Source organism: Halalkalibacter oceani (assembly GCF_040544555.1).
Lineage (GTDB): Bacteria > Bacillota > Bacilli > Bacillales > Bacillaceae_D > Halalkalibacter > Halalkalibacter oceani.
This window is the reverse complement of sequence record NZ_JBEPKD010000035.1, coordinates 1-23,354: the sequence shown is the minus strand read 5'-3', so window position 1 is coordinate 23,354 and position 23,354 is coordinate 1. Positions and strand designations below refer to the sequence as shown.

Here is a 23,354-nt window from a genome sequence, read left to right as displayed (position 1 = left end):
ACCGCCACGATCTTTTAAAGCCCGTTGTGAGTGGGTTTCTCACAACGGGCTTGTGGCGTGTGAAGCCATTGCCAGTAGGTCCAAAGCTAGTTTTGGCTCAAGCTTTTTTTTGAAAATGCGTTTTTAATGAAAAAAGCTGCCTCATTAATGAGACAGCTCAGCAATTATTCTTCCCAGACCTTTACTTCCTTCATCACATCGCCCTGGTTGATCCGAAGCACAGTGTCCATCCCTTCTGTCACTTGGCCAAAGACAGTATGGACGCCATCAAGATGCGGCTGCGGCTCATGAACGATGAAAAACTGACTGCCGCCCGTATCTTTGCCGGCATGCGCCATCGAAAGCGAGCCCGCCACGTGCTTATGCGGATTGCCTTCTGTTTCACATTTAATTGTATAGCCGGGACCTCCCGTCCCATTCGGTACTGTCCCTATAAAACATGGTCAATTCTACCGATAGTAAAGATTGGATTTAGTTCATCTTTCTTCCACTCTACATATTTAACAATATCGGATATCATTACTTTCTTGGTTTCCAAATCTGCATTATCATATCTTTCTTCCCAATTATGCAATATTTTATTTACACTATCTATTTCATTAGACTTCTCCTTTAAAGTCTTAATTGCTTCTTGCAAATTTGTAATATTGTTATTTATTTCAGTAATCTCTATTTCTGTTTGAGAGATGGATTTATTTAATATTTCAGGAGAAAAAGAACTTTCCCCCATAAGCGATTTAGGAATTTCTTCATTTAAAACATTAAGATATTTTCTTTTTTTTGATAATAAGCTTTCGAGCTGTTTTAATTCTAGCTCTTTCTCAATAGTCTTACTGTCTTTTTCTTTTTCAAATTCTTCAGTGATATGTGACATATTTAAAGTTCTTAAATATGATTTGGTAAGACTCTCCATCATTGAATCAATTGTCTTTGCCCCCACTTGTTTCTTTTCATGATGTATAATTCCATTCTGTGCATTTTTACATCTGTATCTATAGGTAATCATCTTAGTTGTTTTATGATCAGTCTTCCTTTTGTACGTTTTATAAGAAAAATCTGTTTTCATAAATTCACCACAGTAACCACATTTGATTAATCCAGATAATAAAACTTGACTTGAATGTGGTTTTCCACTCTTAAATTTATCGTTCTCTTTCTTATTTTTAAACTTTCGTTTATTTATCAATTCCATAGATTTATAAAAAATGTCATCTTCGACAATTCTCAAAGTCTCATTATAAGGTTGAGTTTTAAATTCTATATTATCACTGTCATGATTAACGACACCATATCTTTTTCTTCCAATATATATAGGATTCAGTAATAATCTCCATATGAATTTATCGTTAAACTTCTTTCCAAATTGATTTACATATCCTCGCTCATTTAAATAGGAAGCAATTTTATGCCTCCCATAATTTTTGAATGCAGATAACTCAAAAATTAATCTGATAACTTTTGCTTGACTTTCATCCACCTTAAGCTCTTTTAGAAATCTATCTTTTTTGGGATGTTTTATATTTGTATCAACAAGTTTGTAACCAAATGGAGAATTTCCTCCTGTATATAGACCTTGTTCATTCATCTGTTTAAGTTGTTCTGTTACACGTATCGATGTTTTTAAACTCTCACCTTCGGCTTGCCAATATCGTATATAATTAATCAGTGAATCCGTATGATCTTCTGACTTTAATTCTCCTTCATTTACACTATAGACACTGACACCATTTTTTTTCAGAAATTCTATTATAAAAGGAGTTTCGTCTTTTTTTCTGCCTAGTCGATCTGAGAGAAAGATTAATAGAATATCAAAATCGCCTCTAACAGCCCCTTCTTTAATTTGAGTCAATTCATCTCGATCATCTGCGCTCTTTTTCCAGCCTGAAACCCCTCGTTCATACAGCTCATTTGTAATTTCCCAATTAGGATTTTGCTCAACCATTTTATAACAAGCATTACGTTGCATGGGAATATCTTCATCGGCATTAACTTGTGATTTCGTTGATACACGATATAATGTCCAAACTCTTTTTTTATCCATGTGTTTCCCTCCTAATGACCATAAGACTATTATAAAACAAAAAGAAAGAAATCAAAAGATTTCCTTCTTAAAAAAATTCTTTATTGACAGAAGTGCTTTTTCATCTGCCCCAGGCAATCCTAAACAAGTAATAGTTACCTTATATCCATTGATTTTATCTACGGATTTATATATGGTTTTACCATCTGACTCTAGTTTAGTGTATTTATGGTTTGCAATAATAACCTCACTCATCTGAATCACCATCCTGTAATTCAGATTTATGATTATGTATGTATATTTTATTTGATTTACTTTTTTCTGGTTTATATGGTTTTATCCTAAATTCGTTGTCATTGCAATAAAGTTTCATGATTTCAATTGGTCTTATATTTCGATGGATTTCTTTTAATGATTCATACACGCTTTCTTTGTAATGAGGTGCAATAATAATCATTCTTGTTGTTTCATCAAAAACTGATGGGTAATATATTGACTGATATATCTCTCGCCCATCTGATGAGTAACTCTTTACTTCAATTATAGTTAAAACATTATTGCGATCTTTGGCAATAATATCAATAACTCCGTTTTCGATTTTCTTTTGTGTTCCAATTATCCTCATACCATTTTCTAAGATATTAATATTTTTGGTAATGATTTCTTCTATAATTCTTTCAGGTAAATCATGTAAGAATAGTTTATCACTCTTGGATACTTTCTGTACTTTTGCTTTGTTTTTCAGCTTTAAGTTCAATTCTAATAAAGCTTTTTCTGCTAAATCTTTTGTTGGAAAGCCACTTTTCCTCTTTTGTTTCCTTTTTCCATTACTGTCTCTACCTAAATCAACTACATAACACCAGCTACCATTTCGCTCTTGAACAGATCCTTTATATCTCATTTCTTTATTTCCTTATATGTACTACACACCAAATTCTCCATGTTGATCTCCGGCTGTATTCGACCTTCCTTAGCCTTCTTCAAGATTGAGCAATTTCTTTTGTAGCGATTACATGTCTTACATTTGCTCTCAAAGTTATGTAGTTGCTCCTCATTATCAAAAATACCTATATATTCAACCGGATAAATTTCAATCTCTATCCTTGGGTTTAGATTATCGTAGACAACTTTTTTTGTTCTTACGATCACGTTTTTGTCATCTATGTATGCTATACCATTTAAGCAATCGCTCAAAATTTTATAGTGGTTTTGATCGTCCTTTCCTTTTTGATCAAAATAGAAAATACATTCCATTACATAATGCTTATTTTCAGTTTTCTTAATGTCCCAGTGTTGCTTCTTCACTTCCTCTTTGGCATACTTGGTAAATTTTTCTTGATAATTTTTAGCTGCTTTTGTTGTGTAAACAGAAACAAAACCGTCACCTTTTGCTTTGCATACTGCCCTATGTCCCAAATAATGATTTAATGATACTGGAATTGGTGAAACTAATTTTAACTTATTATTCAATTTATCACTCCTAGTAATATATTATATAATTAAATTAATTTTATATATTTAATCAAAAAATTCTACTTTCATCCTTTTTGAATAAACTACCTACATAATACTCATCTTCTTCTTTGTCACTTAAGAATATTTGATTCCCTTCACCATCGTAAAAATTCAAAGGAGTATCTATGAAATTAGGAGCCAGTGAAACAGTATTATATGTATACTTCTTGCCTTTGCTTATATAGGGTTGCTTATTTTGAAAATAAATGGACTTCAATGCAATATATTTTTGTTCGATCATTAAATTCCACCTCCTTATTGCAATTCAATAAAAACACGCTTTTATCTAATATTCAGGTGCTTAAAAAGTTGATTTAACAGCTTTTTTCACTTTATTAAAGTAAAGAATATCTAATATAGCTTATGTGATCGCCTTTCAACTTCCTCAAATCCCCAACTTAAAAATTTATCTTTCCAAAAATCATATTTATTTTGAATATCATCTTTGGTCTCTAGATATTTTTCATAATTAAGTTTAATCCTTTCAATTTCCTCTTCATCAAGTTTAATTTGCTTTTCCCAATAATAAATTTTGGATTTAAGGTTATCATGAACCTCTTCTTTATGTTTTTGATATTTAATATAATCTCTAATGCTTTTAATTGGATTGGATTTATTCATGTATAACAAGCTTGGTTTCTTATCATAACTCTCGTATTCTTCTATTCTTTTTCTCCAGTCATTGATGGATTGATGAAGAGGTTTCAACTTCTTATCTAGCCCATTTTTAAATTCTCCACTTCTAAAATCACCAAAATATCGTTTGTATATATTAAAACTTAAGATGTCTTCATTCTGATATCTAATTTTAAAACTTGATGGATATGAATTTGAAGCTAATCTTACTTCAATATTACTATCCTGATCTCTTAAATAGCTGATTAATATTTCAGCAATGTAGTTTTGGATTTCGTGATATTTATATCCTTCTCCTTCATACCTTTTCCAATTTAAAGCAGTCATATGGATGTCATAGTAAGGTTGACTTAGACTTTTATCAAAAAGGTCAGTAAAAATTAGAGTTGGATTTTCCTCGATTTGATTCAATATGGATTTCTTTTCTTGTATATATGCGAGTGCATCATCTAATTGTTTTGTGATATCTTCTTTTCTTAATTTCATTTTCACTCTCCATTTCTTTTATATTATATAATTTAATTTATTTTAATTAGGCTTTACAAAAAGCCTAAAACCTTACTTAGTCCATTCTGGCTCATATGTATATATTACATCTCCACCGACCTGAGCGTTTCCCCTGAAATAACGAAAATCCTCTTGTTTAATTAGCACATTTCTAAAGTCCATAAACTCCTGCTTTGACACCCTGCATTCTGAAATTTCCTTGTTTCGTAAGCCGCTTAGAATCTCATTGGCTCTAGTTTCATCCACTACAATCACCCCATTAGATTATAGTGGAATACACATCATCGAGCAACTTTACTAGGTTACTTGTAACTTATCTTTCTCTTTTGCTTTTTGAATCAATTCAAATAGCTTAATCCTATCGATAAGATGTACGTTTAATTTCTTGGCAAGAACTTTGGCATTCTCTGTAAAATGTGAGTTTGTAATGACTACAGCTTTGTCGCATCCATAAAAATGCATTCCAGAGAACACTTGTTGAACAGCACTATTTGAAATTTTACCCGTGTATCTCTTACATTGAAGTGCTATTTTGTCACCTTTAAATTTTGCAATAATGTCAACTCCTTCATCTCCTGAAGCAGAAGTTAACTCTACATCTTCATATCCACATTTAATGAGGAGTTTTCTTATATAGCTTTCAAATTCTATTCCTGACATTTTATCAATATCAGATAAGCTATAGCTTATTTCTTGCTGTCTCTTATTCTTTTGCTCAATTCTCCACTTCATCACTTCAGCTTCATATTTCGATATTAAAGAGTACGGATTTACTTGATCTACTTTTTCTATGCTATCAGATTTTGGCACTTCTTCATCAATCATAGATTGAAGAAAATATAAAGCACCAAAAAGTATTGCAATAAAAACTATCCATGAAAATAATAATATATAATTATCAAACAAGAATAGACATCCTATAAATCCGCCGAATAATAAAATAAATCCCAAAACTTCAAATAAGTTCTCAAGTATTGGATATTTCTTTTTCTCTGTAAAGGAGCGTTTATTTTCCTGCGGATGTGATTCTTTGAGTTCTTTGTTTAAAGTCTCCTTAAAACATCTGGAACAGCAAAGAATTACCTTAGTTTTATGTTCATCCATCTTCTCGAAAAGTGGTGAACTGTATTCTCCCACAAAACCCTCGATTCTACCGTGCTGTGGGCAATCTAAGACACGTCTACGCTTATACATGTCACTTTTACTGTTCTTTCCCACGTATACACTTCCTCCCATTAAATATGTATGGGAATATTATCATATGTATGATGTTTATTTTCAATTAATTTTGTGATTTTACTGTTAAAATATTGCTCTCCAGAATTCTTTCTAATAAGTCATTTTTTTCTATATTTTTTATTATAGTCTTCTTTGATGTGCTGTTTTTCTTGCTTTAAATCATATTTATCAGCATCCACACTTTTTTCTTTATTGCATTTAGGACAATATAAAATGTATCTTCTCCATGTTCTATACCTGCCAATATGATCATCAAAGTATCCTTCATTAAAAGCTTTAATAACCTTAAAAACATGCTCACATCGACTTCCAAAAATCCATTTAAATATTTTAAACGTCTCCTTATAAAAGAATTATTTTAAACAGTTTTTATAATCGGCACTTAACCATTTTGATATTTTATTCAATCTTTCTTCTGTAAAAACTTCATTGCTTGGGTTATACCACTTAATAAATTCATATTGCCATTTTTTAGAATTACATGACTTACAGGATGGAATGCAATTCGATAAATCATTACTCCCAATATGATCAACGTGTTCTTGATGGAAATCGTATAATTTATACTCATCTCCATATTTTACAAAATGTTCATCTATATGTAATCCACAATATGCACATTCGTAATTGAAATACTGTTTACAAGACTCCCATTCCTCAGTAGATATTTCATGAGATTTATTATAATATTTGTTCTCCCTATACTCTGCCAACTTGTCTTTATTATTATTTCGCCAATCTTTTTGATAACCAGATTCTCTCTGCTCTTTAGCTTTCTTACGATGATATTCTAATTTTTCTGGAATTTTTCTTCTTTTTCTCGCCCTTTCATTAAATCCTTCTTGATATTTTTCATAGTTTTCATCTTGCCATTTTTTAGACTTATTTTTGGTACAATCCTTACAATAAGAATGTAAGCCATCTTTGTTAGCTTTATTTTTATAAAATTGGTCTACATCCTTATCTTTATTACATGTTTTACATCTTTTTATTTTTGCTCACCTTCTCTATCAAATATTCATTTTATCCAAACTGTTTAAACAATTCGTCAAACGCCTCTTTAGTAATTTCTACTTTCGCACAACCAGAATAATCATCTAATAATAGATGGTATTTACCATCTTCTTCATGACCAGATACACTACCATATGTGTTACTTAATTGTTGAATATTAAACCATTTTTCCATATTGTCACCTCACCTGCTTGATAAATGATCCTTTTATTTACCTTTCTTTAACACCCAAGGTCTATGACTTAATTCCATTTCATAATCAAATTCCCATTGTTCAATTAGAGATTTAAACAGTTCAGGATCTACTTTGTCTTTATTATATTTATAATTATTTAGTGAACACATAATTCTCTTCATTACATACTCATATTTTGAAATCATCTCATTATCGGAAACATGTTGAGAAGGTGGTTTTGGCGGTCTTTTAGTTTTTGGATCTGGTTTCCATCCATGATTTATATTATTGGGTGGATCAATTTTATGCTTTTTCATCAATTACATCCCCTGATTCGATTCTTAGTTATTTCAATTGATTTTTCCGTTTTAAAAAATGCTTGATTCATAGTCCATGCAAATTTTGACATTGTATTCAAACATAATTTAACACCTTCATCTTCCTCTTGCAGTATTCTTTTATTGCAATCATCGATAAATTTATTCACTCGCTCTCTTGTTTCTTTCATTGTATTTTTACTTTCCATAATAAATTCTCTCCCTATCCCCATGATTTTTAATACTATCACGAACCAATTCATACGTGATTAACTCTAATTCTTCTTTGATGAATTCTTGTGGCTGCTGAGAAAAATAATACTGCTCATATTCTTCAAATGCTTCTAATTTAGCTGCAATTAGATCTTGAAAACAACTAAAAGAATAAGCGCCATTTTTAATGCCAATCATAAAAGCGCGTGCTTTATCTCTATATTCAATTGCTTGTTTGAAGTCTTTGAACTCACTATCGGCAAACCTCATAATAAAATCTAAGACTCTGTAAGCATGAAGAGCTGCTTTTGTATCATATCCATATTTTTCGACCAGATGTTTCGTGCCCTGAGTGCCTTTCAATAGTGATTTCATTTTTGTTATATTCATGCCTTGACAAGCTTTAAACAGATAGGGAAGATTCATTTTAACTATCTCGTCTTTTAGTTTAAATATCTTTTCGATATGCCTTTTTATTTTAATGTCTTCAGAATGAATGATTTCATTAGAATAGAGGACTTCAATAAAGTTGATATTTGATCTCCAAAATAGGTTAGATAATTGTCTAATGTCATGATAATCATAATCATGAGTATCAGTTACAACTGATTTTGAATATCGATTTCCTTTATATAAATCATCAAAGGTCGGAATGACAAATACTTTATAATCTTTATCTGAATCAGGTGTATTTAGATTGTAATTATGACTTCCCACAAGGGCTTTAAATGCGATTGTTCTTTCCAAGTTTACCCCCTCTTTTCAATACTCCTTTTCAATCCATTTGCCAATTTTAATACCTCTATTCAGAAAGCAAATAGATAAGTATTTTTCATTATCCTTGATGTTTAGATCAAATTCTAATGCTTGATCGTTTTCAACTGGTCTTACTTTTTTAATTCGCCATTTACTTTTACTCATCATTGACCCTGCTTTCTTTTATAATTTAATTGATTCTTATTAGTTAAATAACAGCAACTAGAGATCTACTAGCTTGTCTTTTTTCGTCTTGAATAGATTTAATTTCATGCTTGTATTCTTTTATAGTTGCTCTAATTGCGCTGATTCTCGCTTCGCATGCCTTTTTAACGCTTTCAGACTTTGTTCTATGTATTCTTCGTTTTAATTCTGCTATTTCAACATTACAATCAATTGTTAAGTCTTCCAAGCGTCTTATCCTCGCTTTTTCTCTTCTTTCTAGCTTTTTGATTTCTTTTTTATGTAGCTCTAATAATTTTGATTTAATTGGCATATATGTGACTTGTTCGTGTCTAATAATTGTAATTACCGTCTTATAGTCCAAAGTGAGATAAATAGCTACTCTTTCTACTGCGAAAAGTATTGCTGGCTTTCCATCTTCATCAACTGTTTCACAAATTTCCTCGGATCGTTTTAGTAAAGCTCTAATATTTCCGATGACCTGCTCTTTTTTCATATTAGCCCAACTAGTTCTTTGTTTTGCTCTAGTTATAGCATGATCCGACACCTCAACTTGCCTTACATTCAAGTTATTCATCCACAATCATCCTCCTTATATACTATTTAATTTATTTTAATTATGAGAAAAAGACTAACTTGATGTTAGCCTTAGTATAACTTACCATTCTATCATATGTCAATATATATAATTATTTTTATTTTGTTTTTCTTCTATAGGTTACAAAATTATAATCAAATTCATTTTGCTCATCTTTCCCATAAGATTCATTGGATGATATTGTCCAATCCTTTAAATCAATCAGAGGGAAATATGCATCGACTTCTTCAAATACATTATGGAAAATTGTTAAGTGAATTTCATCTACATGAGGTAGAAATTGCGTATAAATTTGTTCGCCGCCTATCACCCAAACATCTTCGTTGTTACCATATTCATTGTAATCATGCAGCACGTCATTAATTGAATGATACACAAAACAGTTGTCTTGATTGGTTGAGTATGATTCATTGTTGCTGAGGACTATGTGTGTGCGATTAGAAAGTGATTTACCATTATTGTATCGTAAGATGCTGTCGAATGTCGTCCTGCCCATAACGATGAGTTTATTCGTAGTGAGTTCTTTAAAGTGCTTTAAATCAGCTTTCTGATTAGTTGTGAGAAGTTCTCCTTTATAGCCTAAATTTCCGTTTAGATCAATAGCTGCAATCATCTTAATTGGCATATTAAATCGCCACCTCTAATTTAATTGGTTCTCCATGTTTATAATTAATAACTCGAATATCATTAATTGTAAAATCATAGAAGCTTTTAACATTGGGATTGATTTCAATTGTAGGAGCTTCATATTCACATCTCTCAATTTGCTCTGTTAATTTATCTAGATGTCTATCATAAATGTGAGCGTTGTCTATATTAAAACAAATAGTTCCTACTTTATGATTTGTAATTTGAGAAATAAGACGATGTAAAATAGAGTATTGATAAATATTATACGGATTTCCTAAGCCCATATCGTTGCTTCTTATATTTACAGTTAGATTTAATTTACCATCCCACACTTGCCAATGCGTTTCATAAACACAAGGCTCTAATGCCATATCATCTAAATCTTCAACACTCCATAATGTAGTTTTAATTCTACGAGAATAAGGATTTGTTTTTAATGTGTATAGAAGCCAATCTACCTGATCCAATAAAACAAATTCATTGTCAAATGGTTTGATACTGTTTAACTCTCTATCATTAACCATATTTTGTAATTTCTTAGAATATCTCACTTTTCTAAATTTATTAGCAAGCTGCCACCCATAAGCTTTTCCAATAGTGTGATCTTCTCTTTCCCACTCATCCCAAACTGTACATCCCATGTCTCTTAATTTTCGAACATCATTAGATTTATCTCTCCAAATCCAAAGTATCTCATTAACTGGATCTTTCCTTGGAACACGTTTCTTAGTCAACAAGGGTATTTCATTGCTATTATCAAATTTCATTTTTGCATCTAAAATTGATTTTGTATAAGCAGGGGAATTATCCTTCCACCTTGTTCTAACTGGGGCTTCAGTATCCCACTTTCCGTTTGCAATAATATCTTTAATTACACTGTCATAAATTAAATCAGCTTTACTCAAATACTTCCCCTCCTAAAAAAGAAAAGAGGTTTAACACCTCTGTATTATTATATATTTAATTAACTTTTTTTAGAACAATAAAAATAAAATAAAGTAGATATGATAAAATGTAACTGCTGGATGCATCACCCTACTATAAATACTGTACTTATATTTACCTTCAATCATTTGAGGTATTTTAATCATACTTAACACAGTGTTTACTCCAAATAGTACAGACGACAACACCATACCTATTAACTCTGTCATAATCACTCCCGCCGCAATATAGTAAATAAGAAGAATTGTTGAGTAACTTAGAGTAAAGAGCAGCATAAGTAGTTTTACAAAAGATTTTTCGTTTTCAGTTTTACACTCATCTATCATGTTTGTTATTTCTCTGCCGATACTATCAGAGGGCTTGAATATTTTTTTATATCCTTTTATATTAACCAAAAGAAAAAGAACTGCTAAAATCAACATTAAAATATTCATTCACTCACTCCATTTATTTTTTATTCTTTTGATTACCTGAACCGTAGTGTAAAAATTCACTTCCAATAAAATAACGATTTTAAGCAAAAATACAAGTGTGAAAACAAGAGAATAAGAGAGTATAAGAGAGAATTAGAGAGTATAATAATGACAATCTATCAAATGTCACCAACTTTACCCTTAATTTTATGCATCATATCTTCTAGCATATCTTCATTAACATGAACACCCGTCCAACTGCAGGTATGTTCATTAGGTGTTATATTCAAGTCACTTACTGAGTCGATAACTCCCCTTTGTTTTTTATTGCATGGTGGCGCATAAAGGATTTGCCCTTTTCTAAGAGCAGTCTTATATTTTTCCTCTTCTTCAACATGCTCCAACACATCATCTACCTTCTCTCCCAATCCCTGTTTAATAGCAATGAGTTTCCCAATTACCTCATGATACACATCGCCCTCTTTACACTTACTTTCTCCGATTACCAACTTTCCATCTTTAGTTGTTCCAGTAAAGATAATATGACCTTGCTTCTTATTAATTTTGAATTTAAAATTATTAAATTTACTTAGATGGAAAGATAAATCCTTACTTAATCTCTCTAAAGCAGCCTGTCTGTCTTCGTACTTTTTAACAACTTCTAAAGCATTTTTATATTCATTTTCTGTTGGGTATGTATTCATTAAAAACATTCTCCTTTTAATAGTTTATTTATTTTTATTGACTTATATAATTAAAGATTTTTCTCAAGCGATTCTTTTTGTTTATGTAGATAATCAATTTGATCACTTATTTCTTTAATCTACTTCTCGATGGCTTCTCTCTTATGCTCCTCTTTATTGTTACTCCATTTATCCTCTAATTCCCAAAGATCACTTGCATTTCCATCAAATGACTTAAATAATACATTTTCTATTTTCTGGACTTTTACTTGAGGAGCACTCCAATCGCATCCATTACCACAGCAATTATATCTGGCATCGTATCCCTCAAGATTCGGTGTGCATTCACAATATCCCCAATATCTATCTTCATGTGAAAATTCAATTAGATAATGATGTTCTAGTGGTAATACCCACTTATCATCAGATTTCTCATAAAGATAAACTAGAATGGAGCCACTATTGTACCAATCATATTCATTGGGGGGCTTCATAATTAAAATCCAAGTAGTATCTTTCACTGTCACTTAAAAGGTCAGATAAATCGCCTTTATTTTGATATAGCGTTTCGTAATATCCAATGAATTCTTTCAAATCGCTGCTTAAATTATCAAATATAAAGGACTTTAACTGTGAAAAGAATTTTTCTTCCAATTTATCAACACCTTTATTAATTAATTTTCTTTCATTAAATCAATTGCAACCAAAGTATCTTTATAATTATGTTCCATTCGGTTCATGACATTATGTATTCTCATCTTATCTAATTCATCAATATATTCCTTGTTGTCAAGTTTTTGCTTAAGCTCTTCAATGTTTCTTTTAAGATTCTTGGCTAAATTTTCAAGATTGCGGATAACAAAATTCATTTAATCACCTGCTTCCAGAATTGATACCACTTATGATTTTGTTCTGATTTCTCTTCTGATTTACTGCTTAGATATTTTTGATATTCATCATTTGCCTTTTTTAGTTCTACCTCTACTTTTTCTCTTTCGATATCAGTAGGTTTTTCAGTTTCATAAATACCATCTACAATATAGAGGATTTTATTTTCAGTAGTCCTAATTACTTTTTTGACGGTGCAAATCTTTTGCAGATCAGAAATATATAGTTGCTCATCTTCTACTAATAGCGGTCTGTCTAAAGTGTACTCACCAATTAACTCAGTGTCATATTCTCTTATAGTTGTTCTTATTTTAGGTTTACAATCTAATTGCCACCAGGTTAAATCCTTACAATCAACAGATAACTCCTCTTTATATTTATATCCTCGAATAATAGCATCGTGTGACATTTGCATACTCAGCATTTGTATATCCTCCCATTATTTTATTATTATGTAGAGATTATCAAACTATTATTTTCATCTAAAACTGCTATTTGATAAGCACCATCATTCAAAGTCAAAATTAGATCATCAACGGACATGTAATGTCCCTTAAAGTTAATCCCATATCGATCTTTTAGCACTTCGTAAATGTTATTATGTACTTGTTTAACCACTAAACCATGAGTATCTATTAATCTTTTATTAATTTCTTTTTTCATGCACCCTCCAAATTATTTTGTTTCTAGGTGAGCTTTTACACCCACCTAGATTATTTAAAAGCGACATTTTATCTGCCTTAACGTCTATTCACTCGAAGTTGACGTTCAATTTCTGCTTTAATTTTTGGTTCGGGTGCGTAGAGTTCTTCCCAATTATCAGGTTTTTTTACTTTTCCATCTTCCTTATATACTGGCTTGCCATTGTGAAGTTTACCCATATTCGCTTCATTAACAATTTTAAAAATATTATAAGGGCGAACACCTAACTCCACTAAATCACCAATTGCAAAGTAGAGTTTATCGATTGCCGCATCTACTTGATCCTCAAGTGTATCTGCTTCCAATAATTCACTACATTCTTCTAACATCCAACTATTACGTTTTTCAATTCGTTCTTTTGTTAGCATAGTTGGCTTATCTGGAGCAGGATGACCAAATGCTTTTTGGAATCCATGTACCATCCAATACATTTCATCTGGGTTATACTTTCTTGGCTTTGGTTTACGATAAGGTACTAAATTCTTCACATCAATTCGCTCAACCTTAGTAGTACATTCCCCAGTCTCCTTATTTTGATTTACGATAAATTCAACTGCAGCACTTTTTCCCATATCTCGACTAAACGAGATAAGTTTACCTTGACGTTTATTCTTTTTATCCCAAACTAGCTTATTGATTTGAAGTTCTGTCATATATGTATCAATCTCCTTTTGATCTGTTATTATTTTGTAGAGTGAGGACTAATCCCCACTCATTATGTAGATTTAATTTTTTATTTAGACTCTATGCTTCACAAGCTACGCAAATTTTATCTTTGTTAAATTGCTGTGCTGCGTTTGTTGAATGTTGATAATATAATGTTTTAATTCCATTTTCCCAAGCAAATAAATATAATTCATTGATTTCTTTTGCTGTTGTCTTCGGATTAACCATAATATTCAATGATTGCGATTGGTCAATAAATTTTTGTCTAACTGAAGCTTGATCTAAAATAGTAAATTGATTAATCTCACTAAAGGTTTTAAAGACTTGCTTCTCATATTCAGTGAGAAAATCAAGATGTTGAACAGAACCATCATGATTACGGATATCAATCCAAACCTCTCTGGTATCTTTTCCTTTTTCTTTTAGTAATTTTTTCAAGTATGGGTTTTGAACAGTTACTTTATCTTTAGCTAAATCTTTAACGTAGATATTTGACCAGATCGGCTCGATACTTTGACTGACTTGACCTAAAATGAATGCTGAACTTGTATTAGGAGCAACTGCCAAAAGGCAAGTATTACGTCTACCATACCCTTCTAATACTTTGGGTTCTCCATACATTTTAGCTAAGTCTTCAGAAGCTTTATATGCTTTATCATGTATAGTCTTAAATACATAAGCATTCAATCCTTTGGCTTCAAGACTTTCAAAAGGAATCATTTTAGATTGTAAATAAGAATGCCATCCTAATGCTCCCAAACCTAATGCTCTGTTTTCAACTGCAAATTTATGAGCTTTTTTCATATATTCAAATACTAATTGATCTTCTCTTGAGTCGGAATCTCTAAACTCTTCCAACTTAATAATAAACTCGCTCATAACTGCATCTAAGAAATAAGTAATTGTCTCTACTGCATCTGTGTCTTTCCATTCGTCATAGTGTAAGATATTCATTGATGCTAGGCAACACACAAAAGACCACTCATCATTAGTAGGTAACAACACTTCGGAACACAACTGGCTGTGATTAATCTTTAATTTCTTATCCTTATAAACATCAACCGTTTCCCTGTTAACTGTGTCCGTGAATAGTATGTAGGGATATCCCATCTCAACTCTTCTTTGAATTAAAGTAGCCCAAATTTTACGTTTATTCTTATCACCATCAATCATTTCTAACATCCATTTGTCAGGCACAGTTACTGCGTGTGTTAGTTCTTGAATAGGATTACCTTCTGTTCCAATTTCTAAGAATTCCTCAATATCAGGATGATCAATTGGAAGGTAAGGTGAAAATCGTCCTCTGCGACTGTTTCCTTGAGATACAGTATCAACGACACTTTCAAATAATCGCATAAAATGAACTGCACCAGACGATGTGCCATTATTGGTAATTTCGCTCCCTCTATGTCTTAAATTACCAAAGTAACCCGCTGTTCCTCCACCTAGTTTACTCATCATGCCAACCTCAGATTGTGTATGTAGTATATCACCCATATAATCAGATATATTAGAGCCATAGCAACTTATCGGTAATCCTTTATTTGTGCCAAAATTTGACCAAACAGGAGAAGAAAGAGAATAATAACCTCTACTCATATAGTCATAAAACTTATCACTATATCCTTCTATCCCTAAAATTTCTTCTGCTCTATCTGCAATCTGTTTTATTCGTTCTTGAGCAGTCACACCTTTGATCAAATACCCACGTTCTAAAAACTTCTCACTATACTCGTTTAACCATTCAAATGACATTCACATTTCTCCCTTTTTAATTAGAGTAATAACTTTATAATTCATATATCAAAACAAGTCATCTGCTGTAATACTTTTTGACCTTTTCGAATAATTTACGCTTCGCTTAACAAAGAAATCGACATGCTTTGTTGCGATAATTTCATCATCAAACCAGTCTGTTTCTTGAAGCATTTTCTCGTCTACGTCAAAGATTCGATCATATCCAACACTTCTTAAAGAATTATTTAGTCTATTTTTAACAAATTCCTTTACTAATTCTTTAGGTAGAAAGTCTAAATCTCCATCTTCATAAATCCAATCAATAACTTTTTCTTCTGATTTATAAGACTCTCGACAAATTTCATATACTTTATTAGCCATATCCTCATCGAACCATTCAGGATATTCATCACGAATCGTATTAACGACATCAATTCCAAACAATCCATGTATTTGCTCTTCTTTTGATGTAGCTTCAATAACGTTTGACATTCCCTTAAATAAGTTTTTATATTTATTGAATGACATAATAATTAGGAACTGTGAGAACAAAGAAACGTGTTCAATAAATAACGAGAATAGTAATATAGATAACGTAAAATCTCTATCATTCTCTGTTTTAGCATATTTGGAAGCTTGAATTAGATAATCAACTCTTTGCGACAATGCTGGAATTTCTTTGATCTTTTTAAACTCATCATTCAGCCCTAATATTTCTAGAAGGTGAGAGTAGGCATCATGATGACGAACTTCACTTTCACTAAACGTTGCACCAACTGCACCTATTTCTGGTTTAGGTAAACGATTGTGTATGTCTCCCCAAAAATTCTTAACTGCTACTTCTACTTGTGCAATTGCCAACATAGCATTTTTGAGAGCATTTCTTTCTGATTTAGTAACATTTACTTTATAATCATGAATGTCTGACGTGTAATTAAACTCTGTATGTAGCCAATAAGAGTGTTGAATAGCTGATTTGTACTCTGCTAATTCTGGATATTCATAAGGTTTTAAATTTAATCTATATTTAAATATATTTCGTCTACGCATTTGGCTTCTCTTTTCACGATAAATGATATATGCCTTTGCTGTTTTTTTAAAAGAAGATTTCAGTAAAGCTTCTTCCACGTAATCTTGTATTCTCTCGACAGTTAAGTCTTGTTGTTTATGACTAGAATTTATGACATCTAACACTTTGCTAGTCATTTCTTTTGCTTCTTCTTCGTTAAATTCACCAGTCTCCTTACCAGCTTTCGCAATAGCATCGGAAATTTTGTTCTCTATGAAATCTTCATTAGAGCCGTCTCTTTTAACAATTGTTTTAAATTGCATTAATAAGAATCTCCTTTTATTTATCATTTCTTAATATTTGTATTTCTCTTCCTTTTTGTATTCGTGAATACTATTAAAACATTATTTCAAACTTAATAGTCTATCTGGTTGAAAACCTGCAAATGGCTCTTGTTCGTCAGCTACGACAACTGGCATTTGTCGAAGACCTAATGTATTTACAACGTAATCATAAGCATTCTCATCTTCTTCTACATTGAAGATTTTGTATTTAACTCCTTCATTATCTAGAACATTTTTAGTCATATTACATTGCGGACAATTATTCTTTGTGTATACCTTAATCAACCTAACACTTCCTTATATTATATATTTTAATTTAATTTATTTATTATCAGCATTATCATCATTAAGCAGCTTTGATGCAGTTCTCTCTCCACCCTGTTCGGCATAATAAAACTCATTGGCAATTTCTAAGTTGATTTGCGACATTTCCAAGTATCCATTAGCTGCTTCACTCTGTTTCTTCGTTAAATTATTTAAATCAACCTCTACTTTTATGTAATCTCTCTGCTGCTGCTTTGAAATAATATCTCTATGACCCAATAAATTAACTGCTAAACAATCATCTGTTCCAGTTCCATATTGCACACCGTTGTATGTTTCTAATAAAGCACTCTCGCCCTCAATATCCTCGAATCTAGTAACAATATGCTTTGGGTGAACATAATACTTCATAAATCAACCCATTACCCTTGGTTGACTTGAGCTTCCATTCACTTCTTTTGCTAATTGCAAGAAATAATATTTAGCTTCTAGTGGCTTGTCCGTTTCCAATACGCAGAGTTGATCGGGCTGTTTATCAGACTTGATAATTGAGTACCAAGTTTTAGTTTTTGGTTTTTTAAACTCCGCAAACTTTGTTACCATTTTCTTATCATATGTATTAAAATTCATTAAGTATCACTCCTATAATTATTTTTAGTTTATTTATTCTAATTTATAAAATAATTACATTGTTCTCACCTCCAGAGTGATGAAGTATTTTAACAATAACACGAAATAATAATTTTGTAAATAATTTAATTTATTTTGTTTAATTAGGTTAGTAGTTTGATGAAAATTACGCCCACCAGAAACATAATCATTCCATAAAATCTACATCACCATATGTCCAGTCTTCAATTTTTCACTATTTTTTTAATATTCATAAGTAATCTCCTACTGCTTTTTAGCTAATTTCCAAAGCATAGGGATTTAATCTGATTATCTCCCTATTCATCCTCTCAGCATACTTAATACAATTATATGTACCACCTTTTGATCCATCATGTACAGCAATGACAGATGACGAATTATCTACCATCCATTCATTTCTTTTTTGCATGCACCAAGGCGTATATTCTTCTTCGCTTACATAATGAACACTATCACATTTATCTATAATGTTTTGCCATTCTTGTTTAGATTGCGAATTCCACTTATTTGAATGGTTTATACATGGAATAGCTGCAATTAATTTAACATTGGGATGTTTAGTTTTTAACTTCAAAACAATTCTAGCAGCCCACTGGTCAATACCTAAAGCCATTCCTGTAATGAATGTATCGGTTCCATTGCTTATTTGCTCTTTTATAATATCTCTCAGTTTATAAAGGATTAGCTTATTCTTTGCAGAATAGGGATCATAGCTTCCTAATCGAGATGGGCGATGTCCTGTGAAGCAAGCTGTTTTATTGATGTCAAAATCCATGCCTTAAACTTCCTCCACATTAATATAACTTAGCTCATTGTCTTCAATTACATTAATGTTTACTGATTCATTGATTTTCTCATTCTCACGTAAAAACAAGGGACGTTTGCCATTTTCTAAAACATTTCCATACCCCTCTATAAACCCTGTTCCCTTATTAGCTCTTACTTGTGCGATGTGTTCAGCATGTTCTTCTAAACTATCAAAATCGTAAAAAACGTTCTTCCATCCTTCCATCCATTCTTTATTCATTTGATTTTCATCTAATTCAATTTCATACTCATACCTTTTTTTAATTACGCACTTAAACTTTTTCATTATCTTCTCCCTCCCTTTCAAAAAAGATTCAAGTTATCCAATTTTAATTTAATACATTTTATTTAGATTTTTTCTATATACTTTTCTAATTCCTCATTATATTGATCCCATAGTTCAAGGCATTGATTGATTTTGTCCTCGCTAAATTGGTCAATAGGTACATAAAGAGAATACCAATCATCATATTCATTCCCATCATGACTAATACCGAGTTTATACCCAATGGTTTCAATGTCTCTGAGAAGATTTTTATATCTTTTTTCAGCTCCTTCAATCTGACTGTTTAAATAGTCTTGAATTTTTTCATAAGAGTTTAAGTAATCCGTAAAAGTGATCGTATTGTTTTTTGCGCGTTTAGTGGGAATTTGAACGAAATATTCTCTTCCCCTTATAAGTAAATCCATATTAACTTTACCTTTTTCTTTGTAAATCCCATCACTATATGTACATAAATGTTCTTCAACGTAACCCCTTAATAATGGTGGAATATATTTATATTCTTCTTTGTCAAATTTCGAGTAAAAGATATCGCCATTAACTAAAACATCCATAGTAAGACCATTAATATCTATTTGCAAACCCTTCTCTGTCTCACTAACTTTTAACTCGACTTCTTCACCGTTACTACTATATTTATCTACTTTTAATACTTTGACCATTGTAAACATCTCCTTAATTTTATAAAATCCGAATTTTATTGAAGATAGGCTTATTATACTTTTTCTTTGTTGGGAATGTCTTCTAATTCAAAACCAATTTTTTCTAATTCTAAAATAAATTCATCTTCAGTATAGTTATTCAGTTCCGCCATTATTTCTTCGAGAGTCATTTTCATTTTTGCCACCTCTTCACTTAAATATTATTTTACTTTCTCTACATTTCCAACAGTATAGAAAGTAGGATTATATTTAAATTCATCCATCCATTTTTGTAATACGTCATTCATCTTATCCTCTAAAATTTCCCGATGTTCACTTTTAACATTACACAAATAATCTTCGGCAACTTCTCCACACTGTTCATAAGCATCTTCACCTAGTTGCTCAACTATAAAGTCAATGTTGACTCCTAAAGACACTTCTTGCGCTTGACCTACATATAATTCACTTTGATTATCTTCTTCGTAATAATACAATCCTTCTCCAATCGCATCGTCCCTAGTGTCAAAATCCCCTTCAAAATTTTCCTCGTTGAAACTGTAACACCATTTACCTTCGCTCATATTTTCCTCCTTACACTCTTATATGATTAATGGTCATTTTGCTAATTCCCACTCGTCTGCAAATCTATATCAGGAATGATAGCTTCAGGGCGGAAGATCATCCGATAATGAAATGGATCTTCAGTCACCGCATCTGTCTGCTCTACAAGAAAACTAACATTGTCACTCAATCCAAGATAATGCTTCTTATATGAGTCTTCTCCTACCTTACAAGTAACACTCAGTCTATCTTGCTTGTCACTATTTCCAAGGGCGCATAATCCTTCAATGGTCAATAGATATTTATCAGTAATCCCATTAAAAAACACCACTCTCCGCTGTACTTCAAATGAATCAGCAGATTTTGAGAGATTATGCGATACCGTGTCCGCCTCGCTACATCCTGTCAAAATAATTCCCAAGCTAATGAAAGCAATTGCTAATTTCTTTTTCATTTTCTTCCTCCTTTTTCACTGTGTCAACATGAACTTAGTCAGTATTTTTCTCGTAATGTTTACATTCGACTACACCAATACCTTTGACAATTTCCATGTCTTTTATTGGCTTTCCGCAACCACTTACAATTTCATTTAATTTACAAGTTTCGCACTTATCCATTCTTATCTCCCTCTCTCATCATCTGTTTTACTAAATGGTCGAACTATGCAGTAACTAACTTCTTAATAATTTCCAATAACAAGCCTTAATTACTTGTGCATCATGTAAAGCGTTATGTTTATCTCCTTCAATGCCTGTAAATTCTTCACGATTTATATCGGGGTCGATATTTCTTAAAGTGAATAGAGTACAAATGTCAAAAGGGATATAGTAAACATTCTTTGGTATATCAAAAGCATGCCCGAATAAATCATTAAACAACACCCAATCATAAGCCAAACAATCTGACCAAATCTCTACCTTATCCCATTGAGATAGCCATCGCTCTAGGTGTGAAGCTACTTTATGTTTATTTCCTTTCACCCAAGTTTCTTCATCAATAATGTGATAATAATGCTCATCTCTTTGCTTCATGATTAAGTTGTTTATTACATTTTCTTGCAGCCATTCGTCAATTTGAGTTTCATCATAGTCAGTTAGCTCTGCATAAAAAGTTTGACCATTTTCGCTTACTAAACCGATACTGATTAAAGTCGTATCTTTGTGTAATCCAGTAAATTCTGTATCAAAAAATACTTTCATTTCTATATCTCCTTTATGTCACAGTTTCACTCTTTAGTTCCTTACAGCTCCACCAAATACTCAGCCTGTTTATGACTATAATCAATTAAACCCGTGTCTTTCCAGTTCACGATAAACCCTTCGTCAGTTACCGCTTCAATAACTCCTACTGCCTCTTCCTCATTAAACCATCCAACTTTTTGACCTTTACTAATCTTATGTAATTTACTTGTTGTCATTTTGAACTCTCCTTATTTAATTCTTTTTATTTTACTTTTAGATTTACACTTCTGAATAAACTGATTTACTGTGTATGTATTCTTCATTGGAAATAATCCTAACCATTTCTCATTGAGTAAAATATAAATATCTTTATCTATCAGATATACTGCTGCAATTTCTTTATTATCTGGACAAATCTTGGATGCCCACTGATATACTTTTTGTGTTAAATTTTCACTAACGGCTTCGTATTCTGCTTTTTTTAGTTGTAATTCTTTTATCTCTTCGCTGAATAGTTCCATACAAACCCCTCTTAATCAAGCATACAATTTATTTAATTTATTTTTGTCTAGTTGCTCTCTCAGCCTATCATAGTTTTGATATTCTCTTTCCAAATTAATTTCTGCACGATGAATCTTTCTTTGAATATTTTTAATAATTTCCTTGCTTTGATTAAGCTGCTCTTGAAAATTTAATTCTTTACTTTTTACACCATTACATTCGTTAAATTTCTCTTTATCCTCGTCTGAAATCCTTACTGGTTTATCGTTTCGATCAACCCACATATTCATAATTTCAGTTGGTGAAATGGTGAAGTTGATTAAGTGCGCTCTAACAATCATCGTTCCATTTTCGTATGTATGAATTTGCTTTCCTAACTGAACTAAGCGATTGATCTTATAATCAATCTCTTTATCGTTCCAATTGGCTTTTAAGCAACTGGTCTTGCAAATGTTCTTGTATTGATTTCTTACTATACTGCTCACTTTCATTTTTATCATCCTCCCTCAATAAAGTTTAATTTTCTCGCTAATACTCGTGTTTTCTCAAAATTTCATTAACATCAAATAGTTCTCCCACCAAAAACACTGGATATAAGTTGAACGAATTAAAATTTCTTACAGTAAGTGCTCCATCCTAACGTCCAAACTGGTATAGTTTGGTAATTGAGTAGTATGACCGTGCCTATAAATCTCCACGCTACTCACGGTCGCTCACCCTCCCATGTCTCTCCGGATCGGCGTCCATACCTTCCTTCGTCCTGCGTATCCATGAGGTGGAGGTCGAATAAGCTCCTTTGCTGGGTCATTGCCCGTATGGTGTAAATAAACTTCGACTCTGCACTATTGGTGTTTGTTGTGATAAGAATACAGATGATGCACGGCTTTACATGGAGTGGTGGGCATGGTAGGCTTCCTTAGCCATGGGCGAATCATTGGATGACTCGCCGCTTCGCCAAAGAACCCATGCCCGCCGAGGCTCCATGTCAAGCCACTTTGGGTGACCTGCTTTCTAAGGTTACGCTGCCTGTAATCCGTCCATTTGAGGAATATCTTTTATTAATCTTGAACCATCAAATTCACACTGTTTTTGACCAATGACAAACAATACGCGTAGGAGCTTACAACACAAGGCAATCAAAGATTGTTGCTTTTTTAAAGGGCGTTCAGGGCGTTTGGTGTAATAGTGATGCAGGGCTTTAAATGTTGAATTATGGGCGACAAGGGGACGAATCGCTAAATATAAGGCTCGGCGTAATCGTTTCCTTCCTCG

At 32.0% G+C, this 23,354-nt stretch carries 40 protein-coding genes and 2 pseudogenes; all 42 read right to left on the bottom strand.

Features of this window, described 5'->3' with window-relative positions; translation table 11 throughout:
• Positions 1-164: 164 nt before the first annotated feature.
• Positions 165-419 (bottom strand): annotated as a pseudogene (locus ABMB67_RS21850) (peptidylprolyl isomerase); the annotation flags it as partial.
• 11 nt (positions 420-430) lie between these two features.
• Entirely contained in the window at positions 431-2,041 is a 1,611-nt protein-coding gene (locus tag ABMB67_RS21845; RefSeq protein WP_354573317.1) for a recombinase family protein, read from the bottom strand.
• Between the two features lie 51 nt (positions 2,042-2,092).
• Positions 2,093-2,275: a hypothetical protein gene (locus ABMB67_RS21840; protein WP_354573316.1), complete on the bottom strand. Its 183-nt coding sequence runs from the start codon at positions 2,273-2,275 to the stop codon at positions 2,093-2,095.
• Complete coding sequence (locus tag ABMB67_RS21835; protein WP_354573315.1) at positions 2,268-2,921, bottom strand: endonuclease NucS domain-containing protein; 654 nt, start codon at positions 2,919-2,921, stop codon at positions 2,268-2,270. The genes ABMB67_RS21840 and ABMB67_RS21835 overlap by 8 nt, the downstream gene beginning before the upstream one ends.
• Entirely contained in the window at positions 2,918-3,490 is a 573-nt protein-coding gene (locus ABMB67_RS21830; protein ID WP_354573314.1) for a RusA family crossover junction endodeoxyribonuclease, read from the bottom strand. Before ABMB67_RS21830 ends, ABMB67_RS21835 begins: the two co-directional genes overlap by 4 nt.
• A 52-nt stretch (positions 3,491-3,542) precedes the next feature.
• Entirely contained in the window at positions 3,543-3,776 is a 234-nt protein-coding gene (locus ABMB67_RS21825) for a hypothetical protein (protein WP_354573312.1), read from the bottom strand.
• 110 nt (positions 3,777-3,886) lie between these two features.
• The gene (locus ABMB67_RS21820) at positions 3,887-4,657 is read right to left on the bottom strand and encodes a hypothetical protein (RefSeq protein ID WP_354573311.1); all 771 of its coding nucleotides are present in this window, start codon (positions 4,655-4,657) and stop codon (positions 3,887-3,889) included.
• 72 nt (positions 4,658-4,729) lie between these two features.
• Positions 4,730-4,924 carry a protein YkzS gene (gene ykzS / locus ABMB67_RS23520; protein ID WP_494337749.1) on the bottom strand — a complete coding sequence of 65 codons (195 nt, stop codon included), beginning with the start codon at positions 4,922-4,924 and terminating at the stop codon, positions 4,730-4,732.
• 51 nt (positions 4,925-4,975) lie between these two features.
• Entirely contained in the window at positions 4,976-5,896 is a 921-nt protein-coding gene (locus ABMB67_RS21815; RefSeq protein ID WP_354573310.1) for a restriction endonuclease, read from the bottom strand.
• Between the two features lie 374 nt (positions 5,897-6,270).
• Positions 6,271-6,630 (bottom strand): HNH endonuclease, encoded by a 360-nt coding sequence (locus ABMB67_RS21810; protein WP_354573309.1) that lies wholly within the window; start codon positions 6,628-6,630, stop codon positions 6,271-6,273.
• A 310-nt stretch (positions 6,631-6,940) separates the two neighbouring features.
• A complete protein-coding gene (locus ABMB67_RS21805) occupies positions 6,941-7,105 on the bottom strand; it encodes a hypothetical protein (RefSeq protein WP_354573308.1) in 165 nt (54 codons plus the stop codon).
• A gap of 33 nt (positions 7,106-7,138) precedes the next feature.
• Positions 7,139-7,423, bottom strand: a complete 285-nt coding sequence (locus ABMB67_RS21800; RefSeq protein ID WP_354573307.1) for a hypothetical protein — start codon at positions 7,421-7,423, stop codon at positions 7,139-7,141.
• Positions 7,423-7,632, bottom strand: coding sequence for a hypothetical protein (locus tag ABMB67_RS21795; protein WP_354573306.1), 210 nt, complete (start codon positions 7,630-7,632; stop codon positions 7,423-7,425). The genes ABMB67_RS21800 and ABMB67_RS21795 overlap by 1 nt, the downstream gene beginning before the upstream one ends.
• Positions 7,622-8,383: a DNA polymerase beta superfamily protein gene (locus ABMB67_RS21790; protein ID WP_354573305.1), complete on the bottom strand. Its 762-nt coding sequence runs from the start codon at positions 8,381-8,383 to the stop codon at positions 7,622-7,624. The genes ABMB67_RS21795 and ABMB67_RS21790 overlap by 11 nt, the downstream gene beginning before the upstream one ends.
• 15 nt (positions 8,384-8,398) lie before the next feature.
• The gene (locus ABMB67_RS21785) at positions 8,399-8,557 is read right to left on the bottom strand and encodes a hypothetical protein (protein WP_354573304.1); all 159 of its coding nucleotides are present in this window, start codon (positions 8,555-8,557) and stop codon (positions 8,399-8,401) included.
• Positions 8,558-8,600: 43 nt separating this feature from the next.
• A complete protein-coding gene (locus ABMB67_RS21780) occupies positions 8,601-9,152 on the bottom strand; it encodes a hypothetical protein (RefSeq protein ID WP_354573303.1) in 552 nt (183 codons plus the stop codon).
• 118 nt (positions 9,153-9,270) lie between these two features.
• A complete protein-coding gene (locus ABMB67_RS21775; RefSeq protein WP_354573302.1) occupies positions 9,271-9,798 on the bottom strand; it encodes a dihydrofolate reductase in 528 nt (175 codons plus the stop codon).
• A gap of 1 nt (position 9,799) precedes the next feature.
• Positions 9,800-10,708, bottom strand: coding sequence for a thymidylate synthase (thyA, locus tag ABMB67_RS21770; protein WP_354573301.1), 909 nt, complete (start codon positions 10,706-10,708; stop codon positions 9,800-9,802).
• Positions 10,709-10,777: 69 nt separating this feature from the next.
• Positions 10,778-11,182: a hypothetical protein gene (locus ABMB67_RS21765; protein ID WP_354573300.1), complete on the bottom strand. Its 405-nt coding sequence runs from the start codon at positions 11,180-11,182 to the stop codon at positions 10,778-10,780.
• Between the two features lie 158 nt (positions 11,183-11,340).
• Positions 11,341-11,865: a hypothetical protein gene (locus tag ABMB67_RS21760; protein ID WP_354573299.1), complete on the bottom strand. Its 525-nt coding sequence runs from the start codon at positions 11,863-11,865 to the stop codon at positions 11,341-11,343.
• A gap of 119 nt (positions 11,866-11,984) precedes the next feature.
• Positions 11,985-12,338: a hypothetical protein gene (locus tag ABMB67_RS21755; protein WP_354573298.1), complete on the bottom strand. Its 354-nt coding sequence runs from the start codon at positions 12,336-12,338 to the stop codon at positions 11,985-11,987.
• Positions 12,322-12,498, bottom strand: a complete 177-nt coding sequence (locus tag ABMB67_RS21750; RefSeq protein ID WP_354573297.1) for a hypothetical protein — start codon at positions 12,496-12,498, stop codon at positions 12,322-12,324. Before ABMB67_RS21750 ends, ABMB67_RS21755 begins: the two co-directional genes overlap by 17 nt.
• Before the next feature lie 20 nt (positions 12,499-12,518).
• Positions 12,519-12,713 (bottom strand): hypothetical protein, encoded by a 195-nt coding sequence (locus ABMB67_RS21745; protein WP_354573296.1) that lies wholly within the window; start codon positions 12,711-12,713, stop codon positions 12,519-12,521.
• Positions 12,710-13,156: a hypothetical protein gene (locus ABMB67_RS21740; RefSeq protein ID WP_354573295.1), complete on the bottom strand. Its 447-nt coding sequence runs from the start codon at positions 13,154-13,156 to the stop codon at positions 12,710-12,712. The genes ABMB67_RS21745 and ABMB67_RS21740 overlap by 4 nt, the downstream gene beginning before the upstream one ends.
• A gap of 26 nt (positions 13,157-13,182) precedes the next feature.
• Positions 13,183-13,395 carry a hypothetical protein gene (locus ABMB67_RS21735; RefSeq protein ID WP_354573293.1) on the bottom strand — a complete coding sequence of 71 codons (213 nt, stop codon included), beginning with the start codon at positions 13,393-13,395 and terminating at the stop codon, positions 13,183-13,185.
• A gap of 77 nt (positions 13,396-13,472) precedes the next feature.
• Positions 13,473-14,087, bottom strand: a complete 615-nt coding sequence (locus tag ABMB67_RS23500) for a pyrophosphohydrolase domain-containing protein (RefSeq protein ID WP_390189107.1) — start codon at positions 14,085-14,087, stop codon at positions 13,473-13,475.
• A 91-nt stretch (positions 14,088-14,178) separates the two neighbouring features.
• Positions 14,179-15,855 (bottom strand): ribonucleoside-diphosphate reductase subunit alpha, encoded by a 1,677-nt coding sequence (locus ABMB67_RS21725; RefSeq protein ID WP_354573292.1) that lies wholly within the window; start codon positions 15,853-15,855, stop codon positions 14,179-14,181.
• 48 nt (positions 15,856-15,903) lie between these two features.
• Positions 15,904-17,169 carry a ribonucleotide-diphosphate reductase subunit beta gene (locus ABMB67_RS21720; RefSeq protein WP_354573290.1) on the bottom strand — a complete coding sequence of 422 codons (1,266 nt, stop codon included), beginning with the start codon at positions 17,167-17,169 and terminating at the stop codon, positions 15,904-15,906.
• Between the two features lie 81 nt (positions 17,170-17,250).
• Positions 17,251-17,475 carry a glutaredoxin-like protein NrdH gene (gene nrdH, locus ABMB67_RS21715; RefSeq protein WP_354573289.1) on the bottom strand — a complete coding sequence of 75 codons (225 nt, stop codon included), beginning with the start codon at positions 17,473-17,475 and terminating at the stop codon, positions 17,251-17,253.
• 36 nt (positions 17,476-17,511) lie between these two features.
• Positions 17,512-17,865 carry a hypothetical protein gene (locus tag ABMB67_RS21710; protein ID WP_354573288.1) on the bottom strand — a complete coding sequence of 118 codons (354 nt, stop codon included), beginning with the start codon at positions 17,863-17,865 and terminating at the stop codon, positions 17,512-17,514.
• Between the two features lie 3 nt (positions 17,866-17,868).
• Positions 17,869-18,084 (bottom strand): hypothetical protein, encoded by a 216-nt coding sequence (locus ABMB67_RS21705; protein ID WP_354573287.1) that lies wholly within the window; start codon positions 18,082-18,084, stop codon positions 17,869-17,871.
• Between the two features lie 274 nt (positions 18,085-18,358).
• A complete protein-coding gene (locus ABMB67_RS21700) occupies positions 18,359-18,880 on the bottom strand; it encodes an SLOG family protein (RefSeq protein WP_354573286.1) in 522 nt (173 codons plus the stop codon).
• 3 nt (positions 18,881-18,883) lie between these two features.
• Positions 18,884-19,198, bottom strand: a complete 315-nt coding sequence (locus tag ABMB67_RS21695; RefSeq protein WP_354573285.1) for a hypothetical protein — start codon at positions 19,196-19,198, stop codon at positions 18,884-18,886.
• Between the two features lie 62 nt (positions 19,199-19,260).
• Positions 19,261-19,857 (bottom strand): hypothetical protein, encoded by a 597-nt coding sequence (locus ABMB67_RS21690; protein WP_354573284.1) that lies wholly within the window; start codon positions 19,855-19,857, stop codon positions 19,261-19,263.
• 53 nt (positions 19,858-19,910) lie between these two features.
• Positions 19,911-20,033, bottom strand: coding sequence for a hypothetical protein (locus ABMB67_RS21685; protein ID WP_354573283.1), 123 nt, complete (start codon positions 20,031-20,033; stop codon positions 19,911-19,913).
• Positions 20,034-20,057: 24 nt separating this feature from the next.
• Positions 20,058-20,420, bottom strand: coding sequence for a hypothetical protein (locus ABMB67_RS21680; RefSeq protein WP_354573282.1), 363 nt, complete (start codon positions 20,418-20,420; stop codon positions 20,058-20,060).
• 41 nt (positions 20,421-20,461) lie between these two features.
• Positions 20,462-20,854 carry a beta-sandwich lipoprotein gene (locus ABMB67_RS21675; RefSeq protein WP_354573281.1) on the bottom strand — a complete coding sequence of 131 codons (393 nt, stop codon included), beginning with the start codon at positions 20,852-20,854 and terminating at the stop codon, positions 20,462-20,464.
• 217 nt (positions 20,855-21,071) lie between these two features.
• Positions 21,072-21,599, bottom strand: coding sequence for a 3'-5' exoribonuclease domain-containing protein (locus tag ABMB67_RS21670; protein ID WP_354573280.1), 528 nt, complete (start codon positions 21,597-21,599; stop codon positions 21,072-21,074).
• 41 nt (positions 21,600-21,640) lie between these two features.
• Positions 21,641-21,817 carry a hypothetical protein gene (locus ABMB67_RS21665; RefSeq protein ID WP_354573279.1) on the bottom strand — a complete coding sequence of 59 codons (177 nt, stop codon included), beginning with the start codon at positions 21,815-21,817 and terminating at the stop codon, positions 21,641-21,643.
• A 12-nt stretch (positions 21,818-21,829) separates the two neighbouring features.
• Positions 21,830-22,102 (bottom strand): hypothetical protein, encoded by a 273-nt coding sequence (locus ABMB67_RS21660; RefSeq protein ID WP_354573278.1) that lies wholly within the window; start codon positions 22,100-22,102, stop codon positions 21,830-21,832.
• Between the two features lie 15 nt (positions 22,103-22,117).
• Positions 22,118-22,573, bottom strand: a complete 456-nt coding sequence (locus tag ABMB67_RS21655; RefSeq protein WP_354573277.1) for a hypothetical protein — start codon at positions 22,571-22,573, stop codon at positions 22,118-22,120.
• Between the two features lie 526 nt (positions 22,574-23,099).
• Positions 23,100-23,354 (bottom strand): annotated as a pseudogene (locus ABMB67_RS21650) (IS110 family transposase); the annotation flags it as partial.